The organism is Nonomuraea sp. NPDC003754 (assembly GCF_053605785.1).
In genome coordinates this window covers 145,584-164,333 of the sequence record NZ_JBSGJX010000016.1, presented here as the reverse complement: position 1 = coordinate 164,333, position 18,750 = coordinate 145,584, and the positions used below count along the sequence as shown (strand labels likewise).

General features: G+C 71.2%; 17 protein-coding genes. 7 read left to right on the top strand and 10 right to left on the bottom strand.

What is annotated here, in order from left to right; translation table 11 throughout:
• Positions 1-61: 61 nt before the first annotated feature.
• The 5 genes from ACWEVS_RS21485 (at position 62) to ACWEVS_RS21465 (ending at position 4,191) form a co-directional block, all read left to right on the top strand.
• Positions 62-718, top strand: coding sequence for an acyltransferase (locus ACWEVS_RS21485; RefSeq protein ID WP_449920792.1), 657 nt, complete (start codon positions 62-64; stop codon positions 716-718).
• 104 nt (positions 719-822) lie between these two features.
• Entirely contained in the window at positions 823-1,908 is a 1,086-nt protein-coding gene (locus ACWEVS_RS21480; RefSeq protein ID WP_449920794.1) for an NAD(P)H-dependent flavin oxidoreductase, read from the top strand.
• Between the two features lie 285 nt (positions 1,909-2,193).
• The gene (locus ACWEVS_RS21475; RefSeq protein WP_354910617.1) at positions 2,194-2,769 is read left to right on the top strand and encodes a DUF4126 domain-containing protein; all 576 of its coding nucleotides are present in this window, start codon (positions 2,194-2,196) and stop codon (positions 2,767-2,769) included.
• Between the two features lie 245 nt (positions 2,770-3,014).
• On the top strand, positions 3,015-3,551 hold the full coding sequence (locus tag ACWEVS_RS21470; protein ID WP_449920797.1) for a hypothetical protein: 537 nt from the start codon (positions 3,015-3,017) through the stop codon (positions 3,549-3,551).
• Positions 3,552-3,669: 118 nt separating this feature from the next.
• Entirely contained in the window at positions 3,670-4,191 is a 522-nt protein-coding gene (locus ACWEVS_RS21465) for a Uma2 family endonuclease (RefSeq protein ID WP_452552944.1), read from the top strand.
• Here ACWEVS_RS21465 and ACWEVS_RS21460 read toward each other — a convergent pair.
• Entirely contained in the window at positions 4,184-4,717 is a 534-nt protein-coding gene (locus ACWEVS_RS21460) for a hypothetical protein (protein WP_452552942.1), read from the bottom strand. The two genes, ACWEVS_RS21465 and ACWEVS_RS21460, sit on opposite strands and share 8 nt — an antisense overlap.
• 198 nt (positions 4,718-4,915) lie before the next feature.
• Between ACWEVS_RS21460 and ACWEVS_RS21455 the strand changes: the two genes are divergently transcribed.
• Positions 4,916-5,761, top strand: coding sequence for a serine protein kinase RIO (locus ACWEVS_RS21455; RefSeq protein ID WP_452552940.1), 846 nt, complete (start codon positions 4,916-4,918; stop codon positions 5,759-5,761).
• 43 nt (positions 5,762-5,804) lie between these two features.
• On the opposite strand, the gene ACWEVS_RS21450 is transcribed toward ACWEVS_RS21455, so the two are convergent.
• From ACWEVS_RS21450 to ACWEVS_RS21410, 9 genes are all read right to left on the bottom strand, one after another.
• Positions 5,805-7,376, bottom strand: a complete 1,572-nt coding sequence (locus ACWEVS_RS21450; RefSeq protein ID WP_452552938.1) for an amylo-alpha-1,6-glucosidase — start codon at positions 7,374-7,376, stop codon at positions 5,805-5,807.
• On the bottom strand, positions 7,376-8,197 hold the full coding sequence (locus tag ACWEVS_RS21445) for a carbohydrate ABC transporter permease (RefSeq protein WP_449920809.1): 822 nt from the start codon (positions 8,195-8,197) through the stop codon (positions 7,376-7,378). Before ACWEVS_RS21445 ends, ACWEVS_RS21450 begins: the two co-directional genes overlap by 1 nt.
• A gap of 10 nt (positions 8,198-8,207) precedes the next feature.
• A complete protein-coding gene (locus ACWEVS_RS21440; RefSeq protein WP_449920812.1) occupies positions 8,208-9,137 on the bottom strand; it encodes a carbohydrate ABC transporter permease in 930 nt (309 codons plus the stop codon).
• 2 nt (positions 9,138-9,139) lie between these two features.
• Positions 9,140-10,420, bottom strand: coding sequence for an ABC transporter substrate-binding protein (locus ACWEVS_RS21435; RefSeq protein ID WP_452552936.1), 1,281 nt, complete (start codon positions 10,418-10,420; stop codon positions 9,140-9,142).
• 67 nt (positions 10,421-10,487) lie between these two features.
• Positions 10,488-11,249 carry an SDR family NAD(P)-dependent oxidoreductase gene (locus ACWEVS_RS21430; protein WP_452415630.1) on the bottom strand — a complete coding sequence of 254 codons (762 nt, stop codon included), beginning with the start codon at positions 11,247-11,249 and terminating at the stop codon, positions 10,488-10,490.
• Positions 11,246-12,700 carry an ATP-NAD kinase family protein gene (locus ACWEVS_RS21425; RefSeq protein WP_452552934.1) on the bottom strand — a complete coding sequence of 485 codons (1,455 nt, stop codon included), beginning with the start codon at positions 12,698-12,700 and terminating at the stop codon, positions 11,246-11,248. The genes ACWEVS_RS21430 and ACWEVS_RS21425 overlap by 4 nt, the downstream gene beginning before the upstream one ends.
• Positions 12,697-14,238: an aminomethyl-transferring glycine dehydrogenase subunit GcvPB gene (gene gcvPB, locus ACWEVS_RS21420; RefSeq protein ID WP_449920817.1), complete on the bottom strand. Its 1,542-nt coding sequence runs from the start codon at positions 14,236-14,238 to the stop codon at positions 12,697-12,699. The genes ACWEVS_RS21425 and gcvPB overlap by 4 nt, the downstream gene beginning before the upstream one ends.
• Positions 14,235-15,560, bottom strand: a complete 1,326-nt coding sequence (gcvPA, locus tag ACWEVS_RS21415; RefSeq protein WP_449920819.1) for an aminomethyl-transferring glycine dehydrogenase subunit GcvPA — start codon at positions 15,558-15,560, stop codon at positions 14,235-14,237. Before gcvPA ends, gcvPB begins: the two co-directional genes overlap by 4 nt.
• Positions 15,557-17,524 (bottom strand): beta-galactosidase, encoded by a 1,968-nt coding sequence (locus ACWEVS_RS21410; protein ID WP_452552932.1) that lies wholly within the window; start codon positions 17,522-17,524, stop codon positions 15,557-15,559. Before ACWEVS_RS21410 ends, gcvPA begins: the two co-directional genes overlap by 4 nt.
• Before the next feature lie 105 nt (positions 17,525-17,629).
• Here ACWEVS_RS21410 and ACWEVS_RS21405 point away from each other — a divergent pair, with 105 nt between their 5' ends.
• Positions 17,630-18,274: a GntR family transcriptional regulator gene (locus tag ACWEVS_RS21405; protein ID WP_452552930.1), complete on the top strand. Its 645-nt coding sequence runs from the start codon at positions 17,630-17,632 to the stop codon at positions 18,272-18,274.
• Positions 18,275-18,750 lie beyond the last annotated feature (476 nt).

The following is an 18,750-nucleotide window of genomic DNA, read 5'->3' as shown; positions in this document are numbered from 1 at the left end:
AGGATATCAAACGGCGCCCCGACATGCCCTAACGGCGTACCAGAGAGTAACTTTGGGCCCTATGTCACTTGTACGGCGGGCGGTCGGCTCCCTCGTTCACCGCGCCTACGCCGCCATCCGCGCCGCGGGAGCGATCACGCCCGCCACCCCCGCCGGGTACCGTTTCGGCAGGCTCGGCGAGGGCGTCAGCATCGCCTTCCCGGTGGGCGCCATCTTCGGCGAGCGGTGGATCGAGATCGGTGACCACACGCTCATCGGGGAGCGGGTCTCGCTGTCGTGCGGCATGGGCCCCGGCGTGGACCTCGGCCCCGCCTCCATCCTGCGGATCGGCGGGAGCTGCTCGATCGGCAGGGGCAGCCACATCGTCGCCCACCAGTCGATCGACATCGGCGAGCACGTCTTCACCGGCCCCTACGTCTACATCACCGACCAGAACCACGTCTACGACGACCCGGAGACGCCGATCGGCCGGCAGTGGCCGCGCAACAATCCGGTCTCGATCGGCGCCGGGTCGTGGCTGGGCACCGGCGCCATCATCCTGCCGGGCACCAGGATCGGACGGCAGTGCGTGGTGGCGGGCGGCGCGGTGGTGCGGGGGCAGTTCCCCGACCACAGCGTGATCGCGGGGGTTCCGGCCAAGCTGGTCAGGAGCTACACGCCCGAGCTCGGCTGGCACCCGCCCGGCGTCACCCCGCTCGACCGCCAGGCCACCGCCTGACCCCGCCCGCCGCACCACCCGCAGGGAGCCGGGGCGGGGGTTCTGCCGGCTGCCCGTGCTCGGAGGTTCTGGCAGCCGCCCGGCCCCGGGGTTAGCGTCACGTCATGCGGACCGCGATCTGTGAACGCCTCGGCGTCGAGTTCCCCCTGTTCGCCTTCAGCCACTGCCGCGACGTGGTCGCCGCGGTCACCAACGCAGGCGGTTTCGGCGTCCTGGGCGCCGTCGCCTACACCGCCGAGCAGCTCGAGACCGAGCTGAGCCGGCTCGACGCCCAGGTCCGCGGCCGCCCCTACGGGGTCGACGTGCTCGTTCCCGGCAGGACCGAGGGTCCGCGCCCGGCCATCCCTCCGGCTCACCTCGCCTTCACCGCCGACCTGCTCCAGCGGTACGGCGTGCCGTACGCGGGCCCGGTGGGCGGGCTCGGCGAGCGCGTCACCGCGAGGGGTGCCACCGAACTGGTCGAGGTGGCGCTCAAGCACAGGATCGGCCTGATCGCCAGCGCGCTCGGGCCGCCTCCGCCGCCGATGGTGTCCATGGCCAGGGACGCAGGCGTGCCCGTCGCCGCGCTGGTGGGCACCGTCGAGCACGCGCGCAGGCAGGTGGCGGCGGGCGCCGACCTCATCGTCGCGCAGGGCACCGAGGCCGGCGGCCACACTGGTGAGATCGCCACCATGGTGCTGGTGCCGCAGGTCGTGGACGCCGTGGACCCGGTGCCCGTGCTGGCGGCGGGCGGCATCGCGTCGGGACGGCAGATGGCGGCGGCGATGGCGCTGGGCGCGCAGGGCGTGTGGTGCGGGTCGGTATGGCTGACCACGGAGGAGGCCGAGACGCCGCCGTCGGTGAAGCGCAAGATGCTGGCGGCCTCGTCGCTCGACACCGTCAGGTCCCGTTCGCGCACGGGCAAGCCGGCCCGTCAGCTGGCCTCGGCGTGGACGGCCGCCTGGGACGGCGGCGAGGACAGCCCGGGACCGCTGGGGATGCCCTCGCAGATGCTGCTGGCCGAGTCGGCGATGGCGCACGTGGTACGGGCCGCGGAACGGGGCGAGCCTGGGGCGGTGGAGCTGGCGAACTACTTCGTCGGCCAGGTGGTGGGGCAGCTGGACCAGGTGAAGCCGGCCCGCAGGGTGGTGCACGAGATGATGGAGGAGTTCGCCGCGGCCGTCGAACGGCTGTCGGCCATCACCGGCTGACCGGGCCACGGCCCGCAGACAGACCGCAGGCCACGCGCCACGGGTCAGGTGTCACGGGCCGCAGACCACGGGCCGCAAACCACGGCCGCAGACCGCGGGTCACGGGCCGCAGGCGCCACAGGCCCGCGGGTCACGGGTCACGGGTCACAGTACGGGGAAGATCCGGCGTCGGGTGCGACGCCATGGCGAGCACCGCGGTTCGGCCGGCGTTAGCGTGAAGGACGGAGGGTCACGCAATGACCGCGGCGGGCTGTGGGGTGCCGGCCGTACAGGACGGGGAACACCATGCTCGCAGCACTGACCGGTCTGGGCCTGAGCACCGCGGCCGGGCTCAACGCCTACATCCCGCTGCTGGTCGTCGGGGTGCTGGCCAACATCACGGACGCGGTCAAACTGCCCGACGGCTACGCGTGGCTGACCGACTGGTGGGTGCTGGCGATCATCGCGGTGCTGCTGCTCGCCGAGTTCGTGCTGGACAAGGTGCCGGTCGTCGACAGCGTCAACGACGCCATCCAGACCGCGATACGGCCCGCGTCCGGCGGCGTGGTCTTCAGCGCCACGGCGGCCGCCGCCGAGTTCGACAACTCCACCTGGATGGCGGAGCACCCGTGGGCCGGGTGGCTGATCGGCATCGTGACCGCGCTGGCCGTGCACGTGCTGAAGTCCACGGCCAGGCCGGTCGTCAACGCCACCACCGGAGGGCTGGGCGGCCCCGTGGCCAGCACGGTGGAGGACGCCGGTTCGCTGGGCGTGAGCCTGGTCGCCATCTTCCTGCCGGTTCTGGTGCTGTTCCTGATGATCGGGATGGCGGTGCTCGCGTGGCGGCTGTTCAGGAAGGTGCGCAGTCCGTCGAGGAGGTGAGACGATCTCACCCGGCAGGCTGATCCCAAGACCCGGCCCGGCCCCTAGCCTTCGACGGGACGACGTGCGGGCGACGTGCCCCCGCCCTGGCGCCCGCACGTCCGTCGCCGCCTCCGAACGAGCCGCGCCCGGCCGCCAGGGATCGCTTATCCTCTCAGGTAAAGGCCGGACGGGAGGTCCCTCCAATCAGCACATTCCTTCTGATCCTGCTCGCGATCGTCCTGATCTTCCTGGCGCTCGCGGGTGTGGCCGTCTACGCCCTGGTCAAGGTCGGCAAGCGGGCCAGCCGGTCGGCCCGGCAGGTCACCGCCCGCCTGGCCACCCACGTCAACGCCATGGGCGTGGGCGACGCGGCCGAGGTCGAGCGGCTCCGCCTCGACCTGCGCCGGGAGGTCTCCATGACCCGCCAGGCGATCGACGCGGCGACGCAGCAGGGCTGGAGCCTCGGCGACCTGCCGCACTTGATGGGCGAGCTGTCGCGCCAGGCCGACGTGCACGACACCCAGCTCGGGATCTACGCCCAGCAGCGCCGCGTGTCGCCGTACATCGACCACGTCACGCTCGACCGGCTGCGCGAGCACCAGGCCAAGCTGACCGCCATGTGCGCCAGGATCAGGGCCGATCTGCTCGACAGCCAGGTCCACCACGCCGGCACCGGCATCGACGAGCTGCACGCCCGCACCGAGCTGGAGATCGAGTCGCGCCGCCGCACGGTCGACCCGCTGGACGAGATCGACGAGCTCTACCGCAAGACCCTGCAGGAGCGCCGAGACCAGACCTGACGGTCACCGACTGTGTCATCATGGATCCGTCGCGTGATCCCCCCGGAGGAGGTACCCGATGACCACCGCACTTCCCGAGTGGTTCTGGCCGGGTCCTCCAGGCGGGTGGACCGCTGACATGCTCGATCGTCTCCCCCCCGACGCGCCCAAGCACGTCGAGCTGATCGATGGGTCCCTCGTCATGATGTCGCCGCAGACCTACCGCCATATGCTCGTGATCGACCTGCTCAGAGACCGGCAGCTGGGTATCAGGCCGCCCGCTCATCTTGCGGTCGCCCGAGAGATGAGCGTCACTCTTGGCCTGCGCCAGCGCCCCGAGCCGGACGTCCTCGTCGTCAACAGATCGGCGATCGTCGGCAACGTCACATCGTTCAAGCGGGAAGACGTCCACTTGGTCGTCGAGGTGGTTTCGGACGAATCCCGAGATCGCGACCGGCAGACCAAGCCCATCAAGTACTCCGACGCGGGCATCAAGTACTTCTGGCGGATCGAACTCGAAGACGACCGGCCTGTCGTCTACACCTTCGAGCTCGAACCGGCGGTCAAGGCCTACGTCCCCACCGGCATCCACCGCGAGAAGCTCCACACCTATGTCGGGTTCGACGTGGACATCGACCTCGATCTCGACCAGGTCATGTGACGAGTTCGGTGGCGAGCTCCTCGTAGGCGGCGCCCTTGTTGATGCGGGCGCGCAGGGCCTGGGCCTGCGGCGTGGTGAGCATCGCGCCGCCCATCACCAGCGGGAAGCTGATCTGCCAGCTGAGCAGGGCCCGCGGCGAGTGCCGGTGGCCGTTGCGCAGGACGGCGGCGCCCACCCGCACGGCGTGCTCGTTGCGCGGCGCCACACCGGGCCGGTCCACCTCGCGGGCGGCGTAGCGGAACCCCTCGTCCAGGTCGCACGGCGGGCAGCCGGTCGGCCCCCTGCCCCGCCGGTTGCCGCACTGCGCGCAGGTCAGGCGATCGAAGGCGGCGTCGACCACCCGCCAGTCGTAGCCCTTGATCTCATCGACGATCATCTCGGCCAGAGCCGGGTCGTCCTCGAACCCCTGCTCGGCCAGAAACGCCTGGTAGCCGTCCTCGACGATGCGGTCGACCAGCGCCAGGCAGCGACCGCAGCCCGGCGCTCCGCCGTACGGCAGCCGGCCGCACTCCGCGCACCTTTCCATGCCGCGATGGTAGGCGGCCGAAAATACGTTGCGCCGCCGGTTTTCGCTCCGGCACACTCGTCGGAGCTTCGACCGAAAGGAGGGTCAACCGTGACGACGACTGTTCGCATGCCGTTTTTCGCGTCCTGTTTCCTCCCCACCGGTCAGCTTCCGACCTGATCGCGCGCCGGTGGGCATTCTCATCAGGAGAACACCACCGTGCCGAAGAAGAACCGTCTCGACGCCGACGACCTCGAGTGGCTCGAGAACAACCCCGTGGACCTCGACGGGCCGCCCGCCGGTGACCGCTGGTCCACCTGGGATCTCAGCACCCCGACCGAGCGCGGCCCCCGGCCGCATCCCGACTGGCTGGTGACCGAGCTGGCCGCCGTCGACACCGAGCTCGGCATCCTCAAGACCGGCAAGGAAGCCGACGTCCATCTCATCTCGCGCGGCGTTCCCGACACCGACCGGGTGTGCCTGCTGGCCGCCAAGCGCTACCGGTCCAACGACCACCGGCTCTTCCACCGCGACGCCGGATATCTGGAGGGCCGCCGGATGCGCGACTCGCGGGCGAGCAGGGCCATGGCCTCGCGGACCGCGTTCGGCAAGCAGGTGATCGCCGGGCAGTGGGCGCAGGCGGAGTTCGCGGCGCTGGTGCGGCTGTGGAAGCTGGGCTTGCCGGTGCCGTATCCGGTGCAGATCCTCGGCACCGAGATCCTGGAGGAGTTCGTCGGCACCGCCGACGGCTATGCCGCGCCCCGGCTGGCGACCGTCGACGAGGGGCTCGACGATCTGTGGGAGCAGCTGGTGGCGGCCATGGTGACGCTCGCCGGGGAGGGGCTGGCGCACGGCGACCTTTCGCCGTACAACCTGCTGGTGCACGAGGGCCGGCTGGTGATCATCGACCTGCCGCAGATCGTCGACGTGATCGCGCACCCGACGGGGCCCGACTTCCTGGACCGGGACGCGCGCAACGTGGCCACCTGGTTCGCGCACAAGGGCCTGCCCGTCTCGGGGGAGGCCCTTGCGGCGCTGCTGCGCCGCGAGGCCGGCCTGGCGTGACCTTGCGGGGCGCCTCCCGCTCGGGACGGCGCCCCCGGTGCGGTCACTGCGCCGCGCCGGCCGTCTCCTCGCGGGCCGGATCGAGGAGGTCCTCGTGGGCCAGGTCGAGGAAGAGCGCGGCCGACCAGCCGAACCCGCTGGTCGCCCGGCCGGCCCTGCGGCCCGTCAGCGGGTTCCAGTACTCGTAGAGGCCGCCGCCGTCGCGGACCATCGCCAGCGTGCGCCGCCGCAGCTCGCGGGCCGTCCCGGGGTGGCCGGACCGGCGCAGCCCTTCGATCAGCAGGTAGTTGATGTTCAGCCAGACCGGCCCGCGCCACATGGCGTCGGGGTCGAACCTCGGGTCGTCGAAGGCGACGGTGGGCACGGGACGTTCGCCCCAGAAGCTCGGCGAGCGCAGGTCCGCCACGAGCCGGGCGGCGATGTCCGAGGGGAGCCTGCCGGTCAGCAGCGGCATGAGCTCCAGCGGGGTGCGCACGGCCACCTCCTGCCCGCCGACCCTGGTGGCGAACCGCGTGCCGGTCCAGCGGCGCGCCACCATGCGGTCGACCAGTTCCTGCGCCCTGGCCCGCCACGGCGACGGGTCGCGGCCGAGCGCGCCGCCGATGTCGCCCAGCCGGTCGTACTGCAGGGCCAGGTAGGAGTTGAGATCGGGGGGCTCGGCGCGCGGCCCGTGATCCCAGACGGGGCTGTCGTCCAGGCCCGAGGAGTACGGGTGGAGGTACTCGGCCAGGCCGTCGCCGTCGGGGTCGGAGTGGGTGAACCACCACTCCTGCGAGCGGACCAGCGGCTCGAAGACCTCGGCCAGGAAGTCGGGGTCCGGGTCCACCTCGTGGATCTTCCACACCGCCCAGGCGGTGAGCGGCGGCTTGGTGACGGGCACGACCTCGCGGACCGGCTCGCCGCCCACGTGCTGGGCCAGGCGGGCCAGGTCCGAGCGGGGCAGGTCGGTGGTCTCGCTGAGCACCCCGTGGTCGTGGACCACGTCGGGGATGAGGCCGTCCGGGCGCTGGTTGTCGAGCAGGATGCGGATCTGCTCCCTGGCCAGCGCGGGGTCGGCGTGCCTGAGCGCGATGGCGTGGAAGTAGGAGTCCCAGTTCCACAGGCCGACGTAGCCGTACTTGGAGGGGATCAGCGACTGCCTGCCCCTGATCGGTACCAGGTTCACCCCGAGCGTCCACCACGCCTGTTCGGCGCGTTCGCGCAGCGCCTGCGGCACGGACGGCATGGCGGCGAACCAGTCACGCCAGCGCGCGGCGGCGGCCGCCAGCACGCCGGGACCGTCGCCGGTCGGGGAGCCGACCAGTGCGAGGCAGCCGTCGATGTCCGCCTCGCCGCCGTCCCACACCGCCCGCGCGTCCCTGCCGGTCAGCACGATGGTGTCGGGCCCGGCGAAGGCCATCGCCACGCCGCCGGCGAAGTCGATCCGGTCCGGCAGCGCCTGCCGTACCGGCAGCTGCCTGTCGCCGGCGAGGACCCGCAGGCCCGTGAGGACGGTCGTGTCGCTCAGCCGGGTCTCGTACAGGGCTCTGGCGATCCACAGGGAGCCGTCGTCGGCCGCCATCACCAGCAGCCGGGAGCCCCGGTCGGTGAACGGCCGTTCTCTCAGATCCAGCATCAGCGTCCACCCAGTCCGGAAGCCGCCATCGAATTGATGATCTTCCGCTGGCCGATCAGGAAGGCGATCAGCGTCGGCACGACCGCGATCGCCGACCCCGCCAGGATGAGCCCGTAGTCGACCGCCGTGCGCTCCCCGGAGAACTGGCTGAGCAGCAGCGGCACCGTGAACAGCTCCGGCGAGTTCAGGAAGATCAGGGGGAAGAAGAAGGAGTTCCACGAGGCGAGGAAGGCGATGATGCCGAGCGCGCCCAGGCCGGGGCGGATGTTCGGCAGCACGACGTTCCAGAAGCACCGCCAGCGGCCCGCGCCGTCGATCCTGGCGGCCTCCTCCAGCTCCACCGGCACCGCCCTGATGAACTGGCGCAGCAGGAACACCGCGAACGGGTTCGCGATCGTCGGCACGATCAGCGCCAGGTGCGAGTCGATCCACCCGAACTCCGCCAGCATGAGGTAGAGCGGGACGATCGTGACCTGCACCGGCACCATCTGGGTGGCCAGGAACACCACGAACAGCACGCCTGAACCCTTGAACCTGATCCGGGCGAAGGCGTAGGCGGCCATGGCCGACGTCAGCAGCGTGAGCGCGACGTTGAGCACGGCGATGTAGAAGCTGTTCCAGTACGCGGTGCCGAACGGCATCGCCGCCAGCGCGTCGGGATAGTTCTCCCACCGCCACGGGGCGGGCAGCCAGTCGAGCGGGTTGTTGAGCATCTGCCGCACGCCCTTGAAGGACGTCAGCAGCATCCATACGAACGGGAAGAGCATCGCCAGCCCGCCGATGGTGAGCGCGGCGTGCAGGGCTACCTGCCGGTGTCGCATCCGGGCTCCCTCACGTGTCGTAGTGGACGAGGCGCTTCTGCGCGGCGAACTGGACAAGGGTCACCAGCAGCGTCAGGACCAGCAGGATCAGCGAGGCGGCGCTGCTCATGCCGAACTCGAAGTCCTGGAAGCCGAGCTCGTAGACCTGGTAGACGATGGTGCGGGCGCCCTCGTTGTACTTCGGGTTGACCAGCACGTAGATCTGGTCGAAGGCCTGGAACGAGCTGATCACCGCGACCACCGTCGAGAAGAAGATGGTGGGCGAGAGCAGGGGCAGGGTGACCGAACGGAAGATGCGCAGGCTGCCCGCGCCGTCCATCCTGGCGGCCTCGACGATCTGCGGCGGGATGGTCTGCAGCCCGGCCAGGAAGATCACCACGTTGAGGCCGAGGGACGACCAGATCGTCACGACGGCGATGGCCACGATCACCCAGCCGGGGTCGCGCAGCCAGTCGGGCGCGGTGATGCCGAACCAGCGCTGCAGCGAGGTGTTCAGCACGCCGTACTCGTCGCCGGCCAGGATGATCTGCCACATCAGCGCGACGGCCACCGAGCTGGTGACCACCGGCATGAAGTACAGCACGCGGTAGAAGCCGCTGCCCTTGACGCTGTTCAGCGCGATCGCGATGAGCAGCGCCAGGGCGAGCCCGAACGGGACGGTCAGCAGCGCGAGCTTGATCGTGTTCCACACGGCCAGCCCGAACTCGGGGTCGGACAGCTGGGCGGCGAAGTTGTCCAGGCCCACCCAGTCCTTCTCGCCGAGCCCGTCCCATCGCATGAAGGCCAGCACGACGGCGAAGCCGAGCGGGAAGACCAGGAACAGGGCCAGCGCGACGAGCTGCGGCCCGAGGAAGAACGCGGCCCACCAGCCGTCCCTGTTCCTGATGGTCTGCTTCCCCCGGGCGGCCGCCCGGGGGCGCGCCTCGGTGACGATGGCCACGGCTAGCCCAGCTTGCTCTCGACGAGCTTCTGCAGTTCGTCCATGCCCTGGTCGAAGCCGACCTTGCCGGTCCACACCTTCATCAGGTGCTCGTTGATGTCGGCGGTGAGGCCGGGCACGGACACCTCCTCGGAATAGTTCGCGAAGCCGGTGTCGCGCACGTCGAGGAAGGTCTGGGCGTGGGCGGGGTAGTTGTCGCCCAGGACGACCTGCTCGGCGCCCTTGATGGACGGCACGGCGCCGCCGTCCTTGAGCCGCAGCAGCTGTCCGTCCTTGCCGACGAACTCGGTGAAGAAGGTGAAGGCCTCCTTCGGCAGCTTGGTGTCCTTGTTGATCGCCAGGTAGGAGGCGGCGACCGCGCCGGGCATCGGCTCACCGGTCGGCGAGGGGAACGGCACGATGTCGTAGTTGCCGAGGTCGCCGCCCTTCCTGAGCGAGTCGATCATCCATCGGCCGCCGGCGTAGAAGCCGGCCTTGTGCTTGAGGAACTGCGTGCTGGGCCCGTTGCTGTCGGGCAGCGTGTCGGCGCTGAGGAAGGTCTCGTCCTGGTAGCCCTTGGCCAGCGTCTGCAACGCCTCGCGGGACTTGGCGTCGGTGGTGGCCACGAACTTGCCGCCGTCCCACACCTTGCCGCCGAAGCCGTTGATCATCGAGTACGTCGAGCCGTACCAGTTCCAGAAGATCGAGCCGGCCTTGCCCGCCGCCTTGAGCTTGGCGTTCATCTCCAGGTACTTGGCCATGGTCCACTGCTTGGCCTCGTGGAGGGCGGCGGGGTCCTCGGTGATCCCGGCGTCCTTCAGGGCCTGCTTGTCGAACCAGAGGACCTCGGGGTTGGTGTCGTTGGGGACGCCGTAGATCTTCCCGTCGCGCTTGGCGCCGCCGTACACGCCCTCGAAGAAGTCCTCCGGCTTGCTCTTGGAGTCGGCCCCGGCGAGCTGGTCGTTGAGCGGGGAGAGCACGCCGGCGGAGACGAACTTGCCGATGTTGTCGTCGCCCACGAAGAACACGTCGGGCGCCGTCTTGCTGGTGAGCTGGGCCAGCAGCTTGGGGTGGTACTCCTCGTACTTGGCGACCGACTCCATCTTGAGCCGGATGCCGGGGTGGCGCTTGTGGAAGTCCTCGGTGAACTTCTCGTACAGCTTCACGTCCTCGGCCGATCCCCAGGTGGACCAGCGGACGGTGACCTGGCCGCCGCTCGTGCCGGGAACGTTGCCGCCGCCGCTGCCGCTGCACGCGGTGGTGGCGAGGGCGAGTGCGCCCAGGAGGGCTAGCGCACGCTTCATGGTGGCTCCTTCAGGCTTTTCGGGGGGTGGTGAGGCGATTCGGGGCCCGGGGGACGGGCCCGGGGGGTCAGGCGAGGCCGCCGCCGTCGACGACGAGGGCCGATCCGGTGATGTAGCTGGCGGCGTCGCTGGCCAGGAAGAGCACGGACTGGGCGATCTCGTCCGGGGTGCCGGACCTGCCCATCGGCCGGTCGGCCGCGTCGGCCTCGAAGGCCGACCAGTCCTCGCCGAGCTGGCGGGCCTCGTCGCGCAGCATCGGCGTGTCGGTGTCGCCGGGGTTCACCGAGTTGACGCGGATGCCGGCCTTGGCGTGGTCGATGGCCAGGGCCCTGGTCATGTTGACGACGGCGGCCTTGGAGGCGCAGTAGGAGATGGCGTTGCCACCGCCCTTGAGGCCCCAGCCGGAGCCGGTGTTGATGACGGAGCCGCCTTCGGTCATGGCCGGGATGGCGTGCTTGCACATGAGGAAGACGGACCGCACGTTGACCGCCATGACGCGGTCCCACTCCTCGACGTCGAGGTCCAGGGCGGTGGTCCGGCGGATGATGCCGGCGTTGTTGAACAGCACGTGCAGCCCGCCGAAGGTGTCGACGGCGGTGCGGACGATCCGTGCGCAGTCGTCGGGGTCCGACACGTCGGCCCGCACCGCCACGGCGGCCTTGTCGCCCGCCTCGGCCGCGATCTGCTCGGTCGTCGCCTCGGCTCCGGGGCCGTCGAGGTCGGCGACCACCACCTGGGCGCCCTCGCGGGCGAACAGCAGCGCCGTCGCCCGCCCGATGCCCGAGGCACCGCCTGTGACGATCGCGACCTTGCCCTCGAGCGTCTTCATCCGTGGAACTCCTCACTTGCTGTACAGATCTGGTAAATCGTGCTTTCGCGGTATCCGGTGATCACCTGGACGTGGCCGCTGAGCTTGCGGTCCAGGTCCTCGTCGCCGCTGTCGGCCAGCAGTGGCCGGCCCCGCAACGCGGCCAGCTTCTGCGGGGTGGAGACCACCAGCAGGCGCCGCGCGGCGGCGTCGCCGTACCCGATGACCGCGTCGAGCACCCGGGGCGAGATCTGCTGGTTGCCGCGGCCGAGGACGAACCCCTGCCCGCCGATCACCGACAGCACGACGACCGCCTCCCGGCCCGCGACGAGAGCCAGCAGTTCCGGCTCGGAGACGTCGCCCGCCACCAGCACGCCCGTCTCACCGGACTCGACCACGTCCACCCCGAGCAGCGTGGTCGCCAGCCCGAGGGCGCGGCCGACCGCCTGCGTGGTCGCGCCGGGGCCCAGGACGTAGCGGACGCCGGGCCGCATGCGGGCCACGACCTCCCGCGCGATGCCCTCGACGGTGGCCGGGCCGATCCCGCTGGATCCGGCCTTCCGGCCCGACAGGCCGGCCCTGGCGGCGGGGACGCGCAGGATTCCGTAGAGGCGCGGGCTCACCTGTCCCTGCCGGTAGCGCTCCTCGTCGAGATCCACCACCTCGGCCTCCACCGTGCCCGGTACGTCCGGGCCTGGTGTCGCCGGGCCTGGTGTCGCCGGGCCTGGTGTCGCCGGGCCTGGTGCCGCCGGGACCGATTGCGCCGGGTCCGGGTCCGCCGGGTCCGGGTCCGCCGGGACCGCCGTCCCGGCGCCGCGCCGCAGGCCGGCCTCGGCGGCAGAGAGATGGTCGGCGGCGAGCAGTCCCGCCGCGGCCGGGCTGACCGCGAAGCAGCCCGAGTAGACCTTCACCCCCGCCGGGATCCCCAGCACCGGGGGCGCCTGGTCGCCGAGCCCGCCGACCGCGTCGAGCACGTCCCGCGCGGTCCCGTCGCCGCCGGCGAACAGCAGCAGGTCGACGTCGGCGAGCGCGCCGACCGCCAGCCGCGTGTCACGTGCAGTGGTGGCCACGCCCACCGGGAGGTCCGTCTCCGGCGTTCCGGCGCCCGCCGAGAGGTCCGCTCCCGGCGTTCCGATGCCCGCCGGGAGGTCGGTTTCCGGCGTTCCGGCGTCCGCCGGGGCCGGCCGTACCAGGGTGAAGGACGCTCCGGCGGCGCGGGCGCTGTCCTCGCCCATCGGACCCGGCACCGTGACCACGCGGGTGCCGGGACGGCGGGCCAGCAGGGCGCGGACGGCGCGCGCCGCCCGCTCCCCCGCCCGAGGCGTCGCGCCCCTGGCCAGGGCCTCACGCTGGATCCGCGCGCCGTCGCTGCCCTTCAGACCCGCCGCCCCGCCCAGCCCGGCCACCGGGTTCACGATCAGCCCGACCACCGCGGCGCGGGCCGGGCGCGGGGCGGGCAGGCCGGCGGTCATGACAGGTGCTTGCGGACGTAGGCGCGCCAGGTGGGCGCCCACTCCTTGGGGTCGTCGAGCGGCGTCGGGTCGATCTTGTGCACGCTCTGGTTGTACGGCGCGCCCTTGACGAACTCGGGGTCGCGGCGCGCCTCGTCGGCCACGTGGGCCAGGATGGCGGCGTACTCGTCCAGGTCCTCCTTCGAGTACGACTCCGTGGGCTCCAGCGTGAACGGCTCCGGCACCAGGTAGGGGTGGTGGCTGGTCCAGTAGTGGACGCCGAAGTCGGCCGCCCTGACGCCGATCTCCTCCGAGTGGACCCCGGTCTCCTCCGACAGCTCCTGCCAGGAGTAGCGCACCTGCTCGACGCGCCGCTTGTCCCAGGGCGCCGACGCGCCGGGAATCTGCAGGATCTTGTGCATCAGGTAGTTGTTGTTGAGCACGGCCGTCTCGGCCACCTGCCGCAGACCCTCGCCGCCGAGGGCCATGATCCAGGCGTAGGCGCGGACGATGTTGGGGGTCACGCCGAGGAAGGGACGCACCTTGCCGATCGAGCGGGACGGGGTCTCCAGGCCGTAGGCCGAGCCGTCGAAGCTGACGACGGGGCCGGGCAGGAACGGCTCCAGCGCCTCGGAGACGCCGCACGCGCCCGCCGCGGGGCCGCCGCAGGCGTGCGGCGTGGAGAAGGTCTTGTGCAGGTTGAAGTGGCACAGGTCGAACCCGGCGTCACGGGCCCTGGTGATGCCGAGGATGCCGTTGGCGTTGGCCTGGTCGTAACAGGCCAGGCCGCCCACGCCGTGCACCAGCTCGACGAACTCCCTGATGCGGGGGTTGAAGATACCGGTGTCCTCCGGATTGGTGATCATCAGGGCGGCGGTGCGGGGGCCGACGGCCGCGCGCAGCGCCTCGATGTCGGGGTAGCCGTCGGCGTCCGGCATCAGGGTGATCACTTCGTAGCCGGCGGTCTTGGCGCAGGCGGCGTTCGACGGGTGGGAGAACATCGTGGTGATGACCTGGTCGCGGTGGCCCTCGCCGTTGGCGGCGTGGTAGGCGCGGATCATGGCGATGTTCGCGTAGATGGCCGCCGACCCCGATCCGGGCTGGAGGGAGACCCTGGACATGCCGGAGATCTCCGCCAGCATCCGCTCCAGCCGCCAGTAGATCTCCAGGACGCCCTGGACGGTCTCCTCGTGCTGCAGCGGGTGCACCTCGGCGATCGCGGCGGCGAACCTGTCGTTGACCTTGGGGCTGTACTTCATCGTGCAGGTGCCCTGGCCGACGTCGATGTTCAGGTCGACGCCGAGGTTCTCCTGCGACAGGCGCAGGTAGTGCCGCAGCACGTGCAGCTGCGCCATCTCGGGCAGCTTCGGGGGCTCGGCGCGCCGTACGGACTCGGGCAGCTCCACGCGCGGCGCGCCCGGCTCCGGCACGGCCAGGCCGCGGCGGCCGGGGGCCGACAGCTCGAAGATGATCGGCTCGTCCCAGCGGGCCTGGTGGAAGCGGCGCAGCGGCGGCTTCGGCGCGACGGGGAGTTCGGCGAAGGACTCACCGGTGTTCACAGCACCTCCTGGACGGCTGCGGCGAGGCGGTCGATGTCGGCGATGGAGTGGCGCTCGGTCACGCAGACCAGCACCGTGCGGTCGTCGAGGGCGACGCCGCCGTAGATGCCGCGGGCGCGCAACCCGTCGAGCAGGGCCCGGCTGGAGGGCACCTCGATGGCGAACTCGCGGAAGTGGATCGCGTCCCTGTGCAGCACGGTGACGGATCCGGCGAGGGCGTCCATGGCGTAGCGGGTGCGGGCCAGGACGGTCTCGCCCAGCTCGCGCATGCCCTCCGGCCCCATGAGCGCCAGGTAGACGCCCGCCGTGATGCCCCAGAGGGCGGCCGCGGTGCCGACCCACTCCTTGCCCTCCTCGCGCAGGGCGAAGGAGGTGCGGTCGTAGTAGACGTCGCCGAAGCCGTACTCGCCGGGGACCTTGGTGGGCGCGATGCCGAACAGCCGGGAGGGGAACTCGGCGACCAGCGGCTCGTGGTCCTGGGTGGCGATGTAGCCGGCGTGGCCGCCGCCGTAGCTCTGGTGCATGCCGAGCGACTGGATGTCGCCGCAGACGATGTCGGCGCCGTAGGCGGCCGGCGGGGCCAGCACCCCGAGCGAGATCGGGTCGGCGCCGACCACGAGGAGCGCGCCGTGGGCGTGGGCGAGGTCGGCCAGCTCCCGTCCGCGGGTCTCGACGACGCCGTAGACGTTGGGCGTCTCCAGGTAGACGGCCGCGTAGGAGTCGTCGAACGCCGAGACGGAGATCTCGCCGCCGTCCCCGACCGGGGCCAGGACGATCTCGATGTCGGGGCTGAGGAAGTCGCGCAGCTTGCTCAGCTTGTCGGCGCTGACGGCCGCGCTGAGGAGCACCTTCGAGCGCCCGGTGTAACGGCAGGCCATGCGCAGGGCCGTGCCCGCCGCCTGGAAGCCGTCGTAGGTCGGGACGTTGACCACGTCCATCTCGAGCAGCTCGCCCATCATGCTGACGTACTCGAACAGGGCCTGGAAACGCCCGTGGTCCTCGTACGGCTCGCCGGCGTAGGCGGTCAGGAACTCGCTGCGGGAGTTGACCTCGTCGCAGACGGCCGGCACGTGGTGGGGGTAGCAGCCGTGCCCGAGGAAGCTCAGCGCCTGCTCGGTGTCGGTGACGCGGTCGAGCAGGCCCTTCATGTGGCGCACGAGGTCGCGCTCGGCCGGGAACGGCTCCGGGAGGTCGAGCGGCCTGGCCAGCCGCAGCTCCGCCGGGATGTCGGCGTAGAACTCCTCGACGCTCGCCGCGCCGATGGCGGCGAGCATCTCCGCCCGCACGCCGGGCTCGGCGTTCGGGATGTAGGGGTGCGTCACGTGTCTCCTTCGATCCTCAGCACGACGGCGTCGCGCGGGGCGAGTTGGATGGTGCCTCGCAGGTCGGTCTGGGTGAGCAGGTCCCTGCCCGGCCTCGGGAGGGTGACCTGTTGCGGGGTGGCGGTGTGGTTGAGCAGGAAGAGGTGGTTCTCCCGCCGGGTGGCCTCCACGCCCGCGGGGACGTCGATCGCCTCGACCCCGTGAAGCACCCGGTCGAGGACGGGCGTGACGTCGTCGAGCAGGCAGCTGACGTAGGTGACGGTGCCGTTGCGGGTGACGGAGGGCAGGCCGTCCAGGTCGCCGCCCTCGTAGCGGGCCAGCACCTCGACGGCGTCGCCGACCAGGCGCGGCCATTCGGCCCACGTGCGGGCGAGGCCGGGGGTGCCGTCGGCGTGCCGTACCGGCTGGGCGGTCCCGTCGGGCAGCGGCCAGAACTCGTCGATCGCGACGCCCAGCAGGTCGCGCAGCGGGCCGGGGGCGCCGCCGTCGTGGACCTGGTCGGAGGCGTCGACCACGCCGCTGAACGGGCCGACGACCAGCTCGCCGGTGACCGACGCGAGGGCCTTGGCCTGCTCGGCCGTGCACAGGTACAGGTTGGGGACGATCACGACGCGGTAGGCCGACAGGTCGCGCTCCGGCGGCGCCAGGTCGACCGCGATCCCGCGGGCGTGCAGCGGCGCGTACCAGGCCAGCAGCAGATCCTTGAGCTTGAGGCGGTTGGAGGGCATCGACTCCGGCGCCTCCAGGCCCCACCAGCTGTCCCAGTCCATGACCAGCGCCACCTCGGCGCGCGTGGCGGTGCCCGCGACCTCGGCCAGTCGCCGCAGGTCGGCGCCGAGCCGCAGCGTGTCCTGCCAGCCGCGCGTCCGGGTGCCGCCGTGCGGGAGGAGGGCCGAGTGGAACTTCTCCGGGCCGTACTTGGCCTGGCGCCACTGGAAGAACATCACCCCGTCGGCGCCGTGGGCCACCGCCTGGAGGCTGTGCAGGCGCATCATGCCGGGCGGCTTGGCCACGTTGACCTCGCGCCACGACACCGCCGAGGGCGCCGACTCCAGCAGCAGCCAGGGGCGCTGCTTGAGCGAGCGCATGAGGTCGTAGCTGAGGGCGATCGCCACGTGCGAGTGCGGGTCGGCGGGGTCGGGGTAGGCGTCGTCGCTCACCAGGTCCTCGGCCGCGGCCCACGCCCAGTAGTCGAGGCCGTGCAGGATGCTCATGAAGTTCGTGGTGACGGGTACGGCGGGCGTCACCTCGCGCAGCGCGTCCCGCTCGGCGGTGAACAGCTCCAGCAGGGCGTCGCTGCAGAAGCGGCGCCAGTCGAGCAGCTGGGCGGGGTTGACCGGCCCGGGCGCCTTGCGGGGCGGCTCGATCTGCCCGAAACCCGTGTAGTGCTGGCCCCAGCAGGAGGTGCCCCAGGCGTCGTTCAGCGCGTCGATCGTGCTGTAGCGGGCCGCGAGCCAGGCGCGGAAGTGCCGGGCCGACTCGGGGCAGAAGCATTCGAGCGTGTGGTCGGCGTACTCGTTGCCCACGTGCCACATCGCCAGCGCCGGATGATCGGCGTACCGGGTGGCCATCGCCGTCGCGAGGCGCACGGCGTGCTCACGGAAGATCGGTGAGCTCGGGCAGTACCCCTGCCGGGACCCGAACTCCAGCCGCACCCCCTGGGCGTCCACCGGCATGATTTCCGGATGCTCCCGAACCAGCCAAGGCGGCGGGGTGGCGGTGGCGGTCGCCAGGTCGGCGGTCACCCCGTGCTCGTGGAGCAGGTCGAGGACCCGGTCCAGCCAGCCGAACTCGTACACGCCTGGTTGGGGCTCCAGCCTTGACCAGGAGAAAACCGCGACGGTGGCCATCGTGACCCCGGCCTCGGACATGAGCCGCACGTCCTCGGCCCAGACCTCCTCCGGCCACTGCTCGGGATTGTAGTCACCGCCGAACAGCAGTCCCGGCACTCGGGTCAGGCGCACTGATCGCTCCTTCCGGACATCCGAAATCTGTATACAGAATTCATAGTGCTGTATTTTGCATGCCGTCAAGGGTTAAGCTGATCAGGGCCGAACCGAAGGAGTGATATGCCGATCGACCGGCGACCGCTACGCGAGCAGATCAGGGAAGAGCTGCTGAGCAGGCTCGATCGAGGCGACTTCGCCGCGGGGACCGACATCAACGAGGTCGCGCTGGCCGCCGACCTGGGCGTCAGCCGCACCCCCCTGCGCGAGGCGCTGATCACTCTGGCGGGTGAAGGCGTGCTGGAGAGCAACCAGGGCCGCGGGTTCCGGTTCGCCCCGGTGAGCAGGAAGGAGTTCAGGGAGCTCTGCGAGATCGTCGCCGCGCTGGAGTCGCTCGCGCTCGACTGCTCCGACCCGGCCTACCTGCGCGAGATCGGCCCCAAGCTGCTCGAGCTGGCCCGCGACTTCCCCGACCGGATCGCGGAGCAGCAGGAGATAGAGCGGCACGACGACGAGTGGCACGACCTGCTGCTGAGCGGCTGCCGCAACGAGCGGCTGCTGGACCTCATCACCAGCGTCAAGGCCGGGATGCGCCGCTACGCCCACCTGCTCGCCGGCGACGAGACGCCCCTCGAACGCGAGGCGGCCGAACACTGCCGCGTGGCCGAACTCCTCATGACCGGCGATCTCGTCCAGGCCGGCGAGGCGCTGCGCGACAACTGGATCAACGGCATGGAACGCATGATGTCGCACATCCCCGCCTCTTGACCGGGCACACCCGTTCCTTCACCGCCGCAGGACACGCGTGTCGCGCCCCTTCTGGATGCGTGCTGCAGCTCTTCCCGGTGGCAGCGTGATGCGGCCCTTCCGGTTGCGTGCTGCGGCGCTTCCGGGTGGATACGTGATACGGCCCTTCCGGATGCGTGATACGACCCTTCCCAGGGGGCAGCGTGATGCGGCCCTTCCGGGTGCGTGATACGGCCCTTCCGGGTGGATGCGTGCGGCGCTTGCGGGTGGATGCGTGATACGGCCCTTCGGGGTGCGTGATGCGCCCCTTCGGGCCGGCCGGATGCTCCTCTTGGGCGGCGTCGAACCGCGGACAGGCGGTCCGGTCTGGCCAGGTCGCCCACACCCCTGAGTCCGTCACCAACCCGACAGGCGCTCACCCTGACGATCAGCCCGCAGAGCCGGCGTCGGGGACGCCAGCCGGAGTCCCGCTGGAGTACGCGTGATGGACGGGCGGC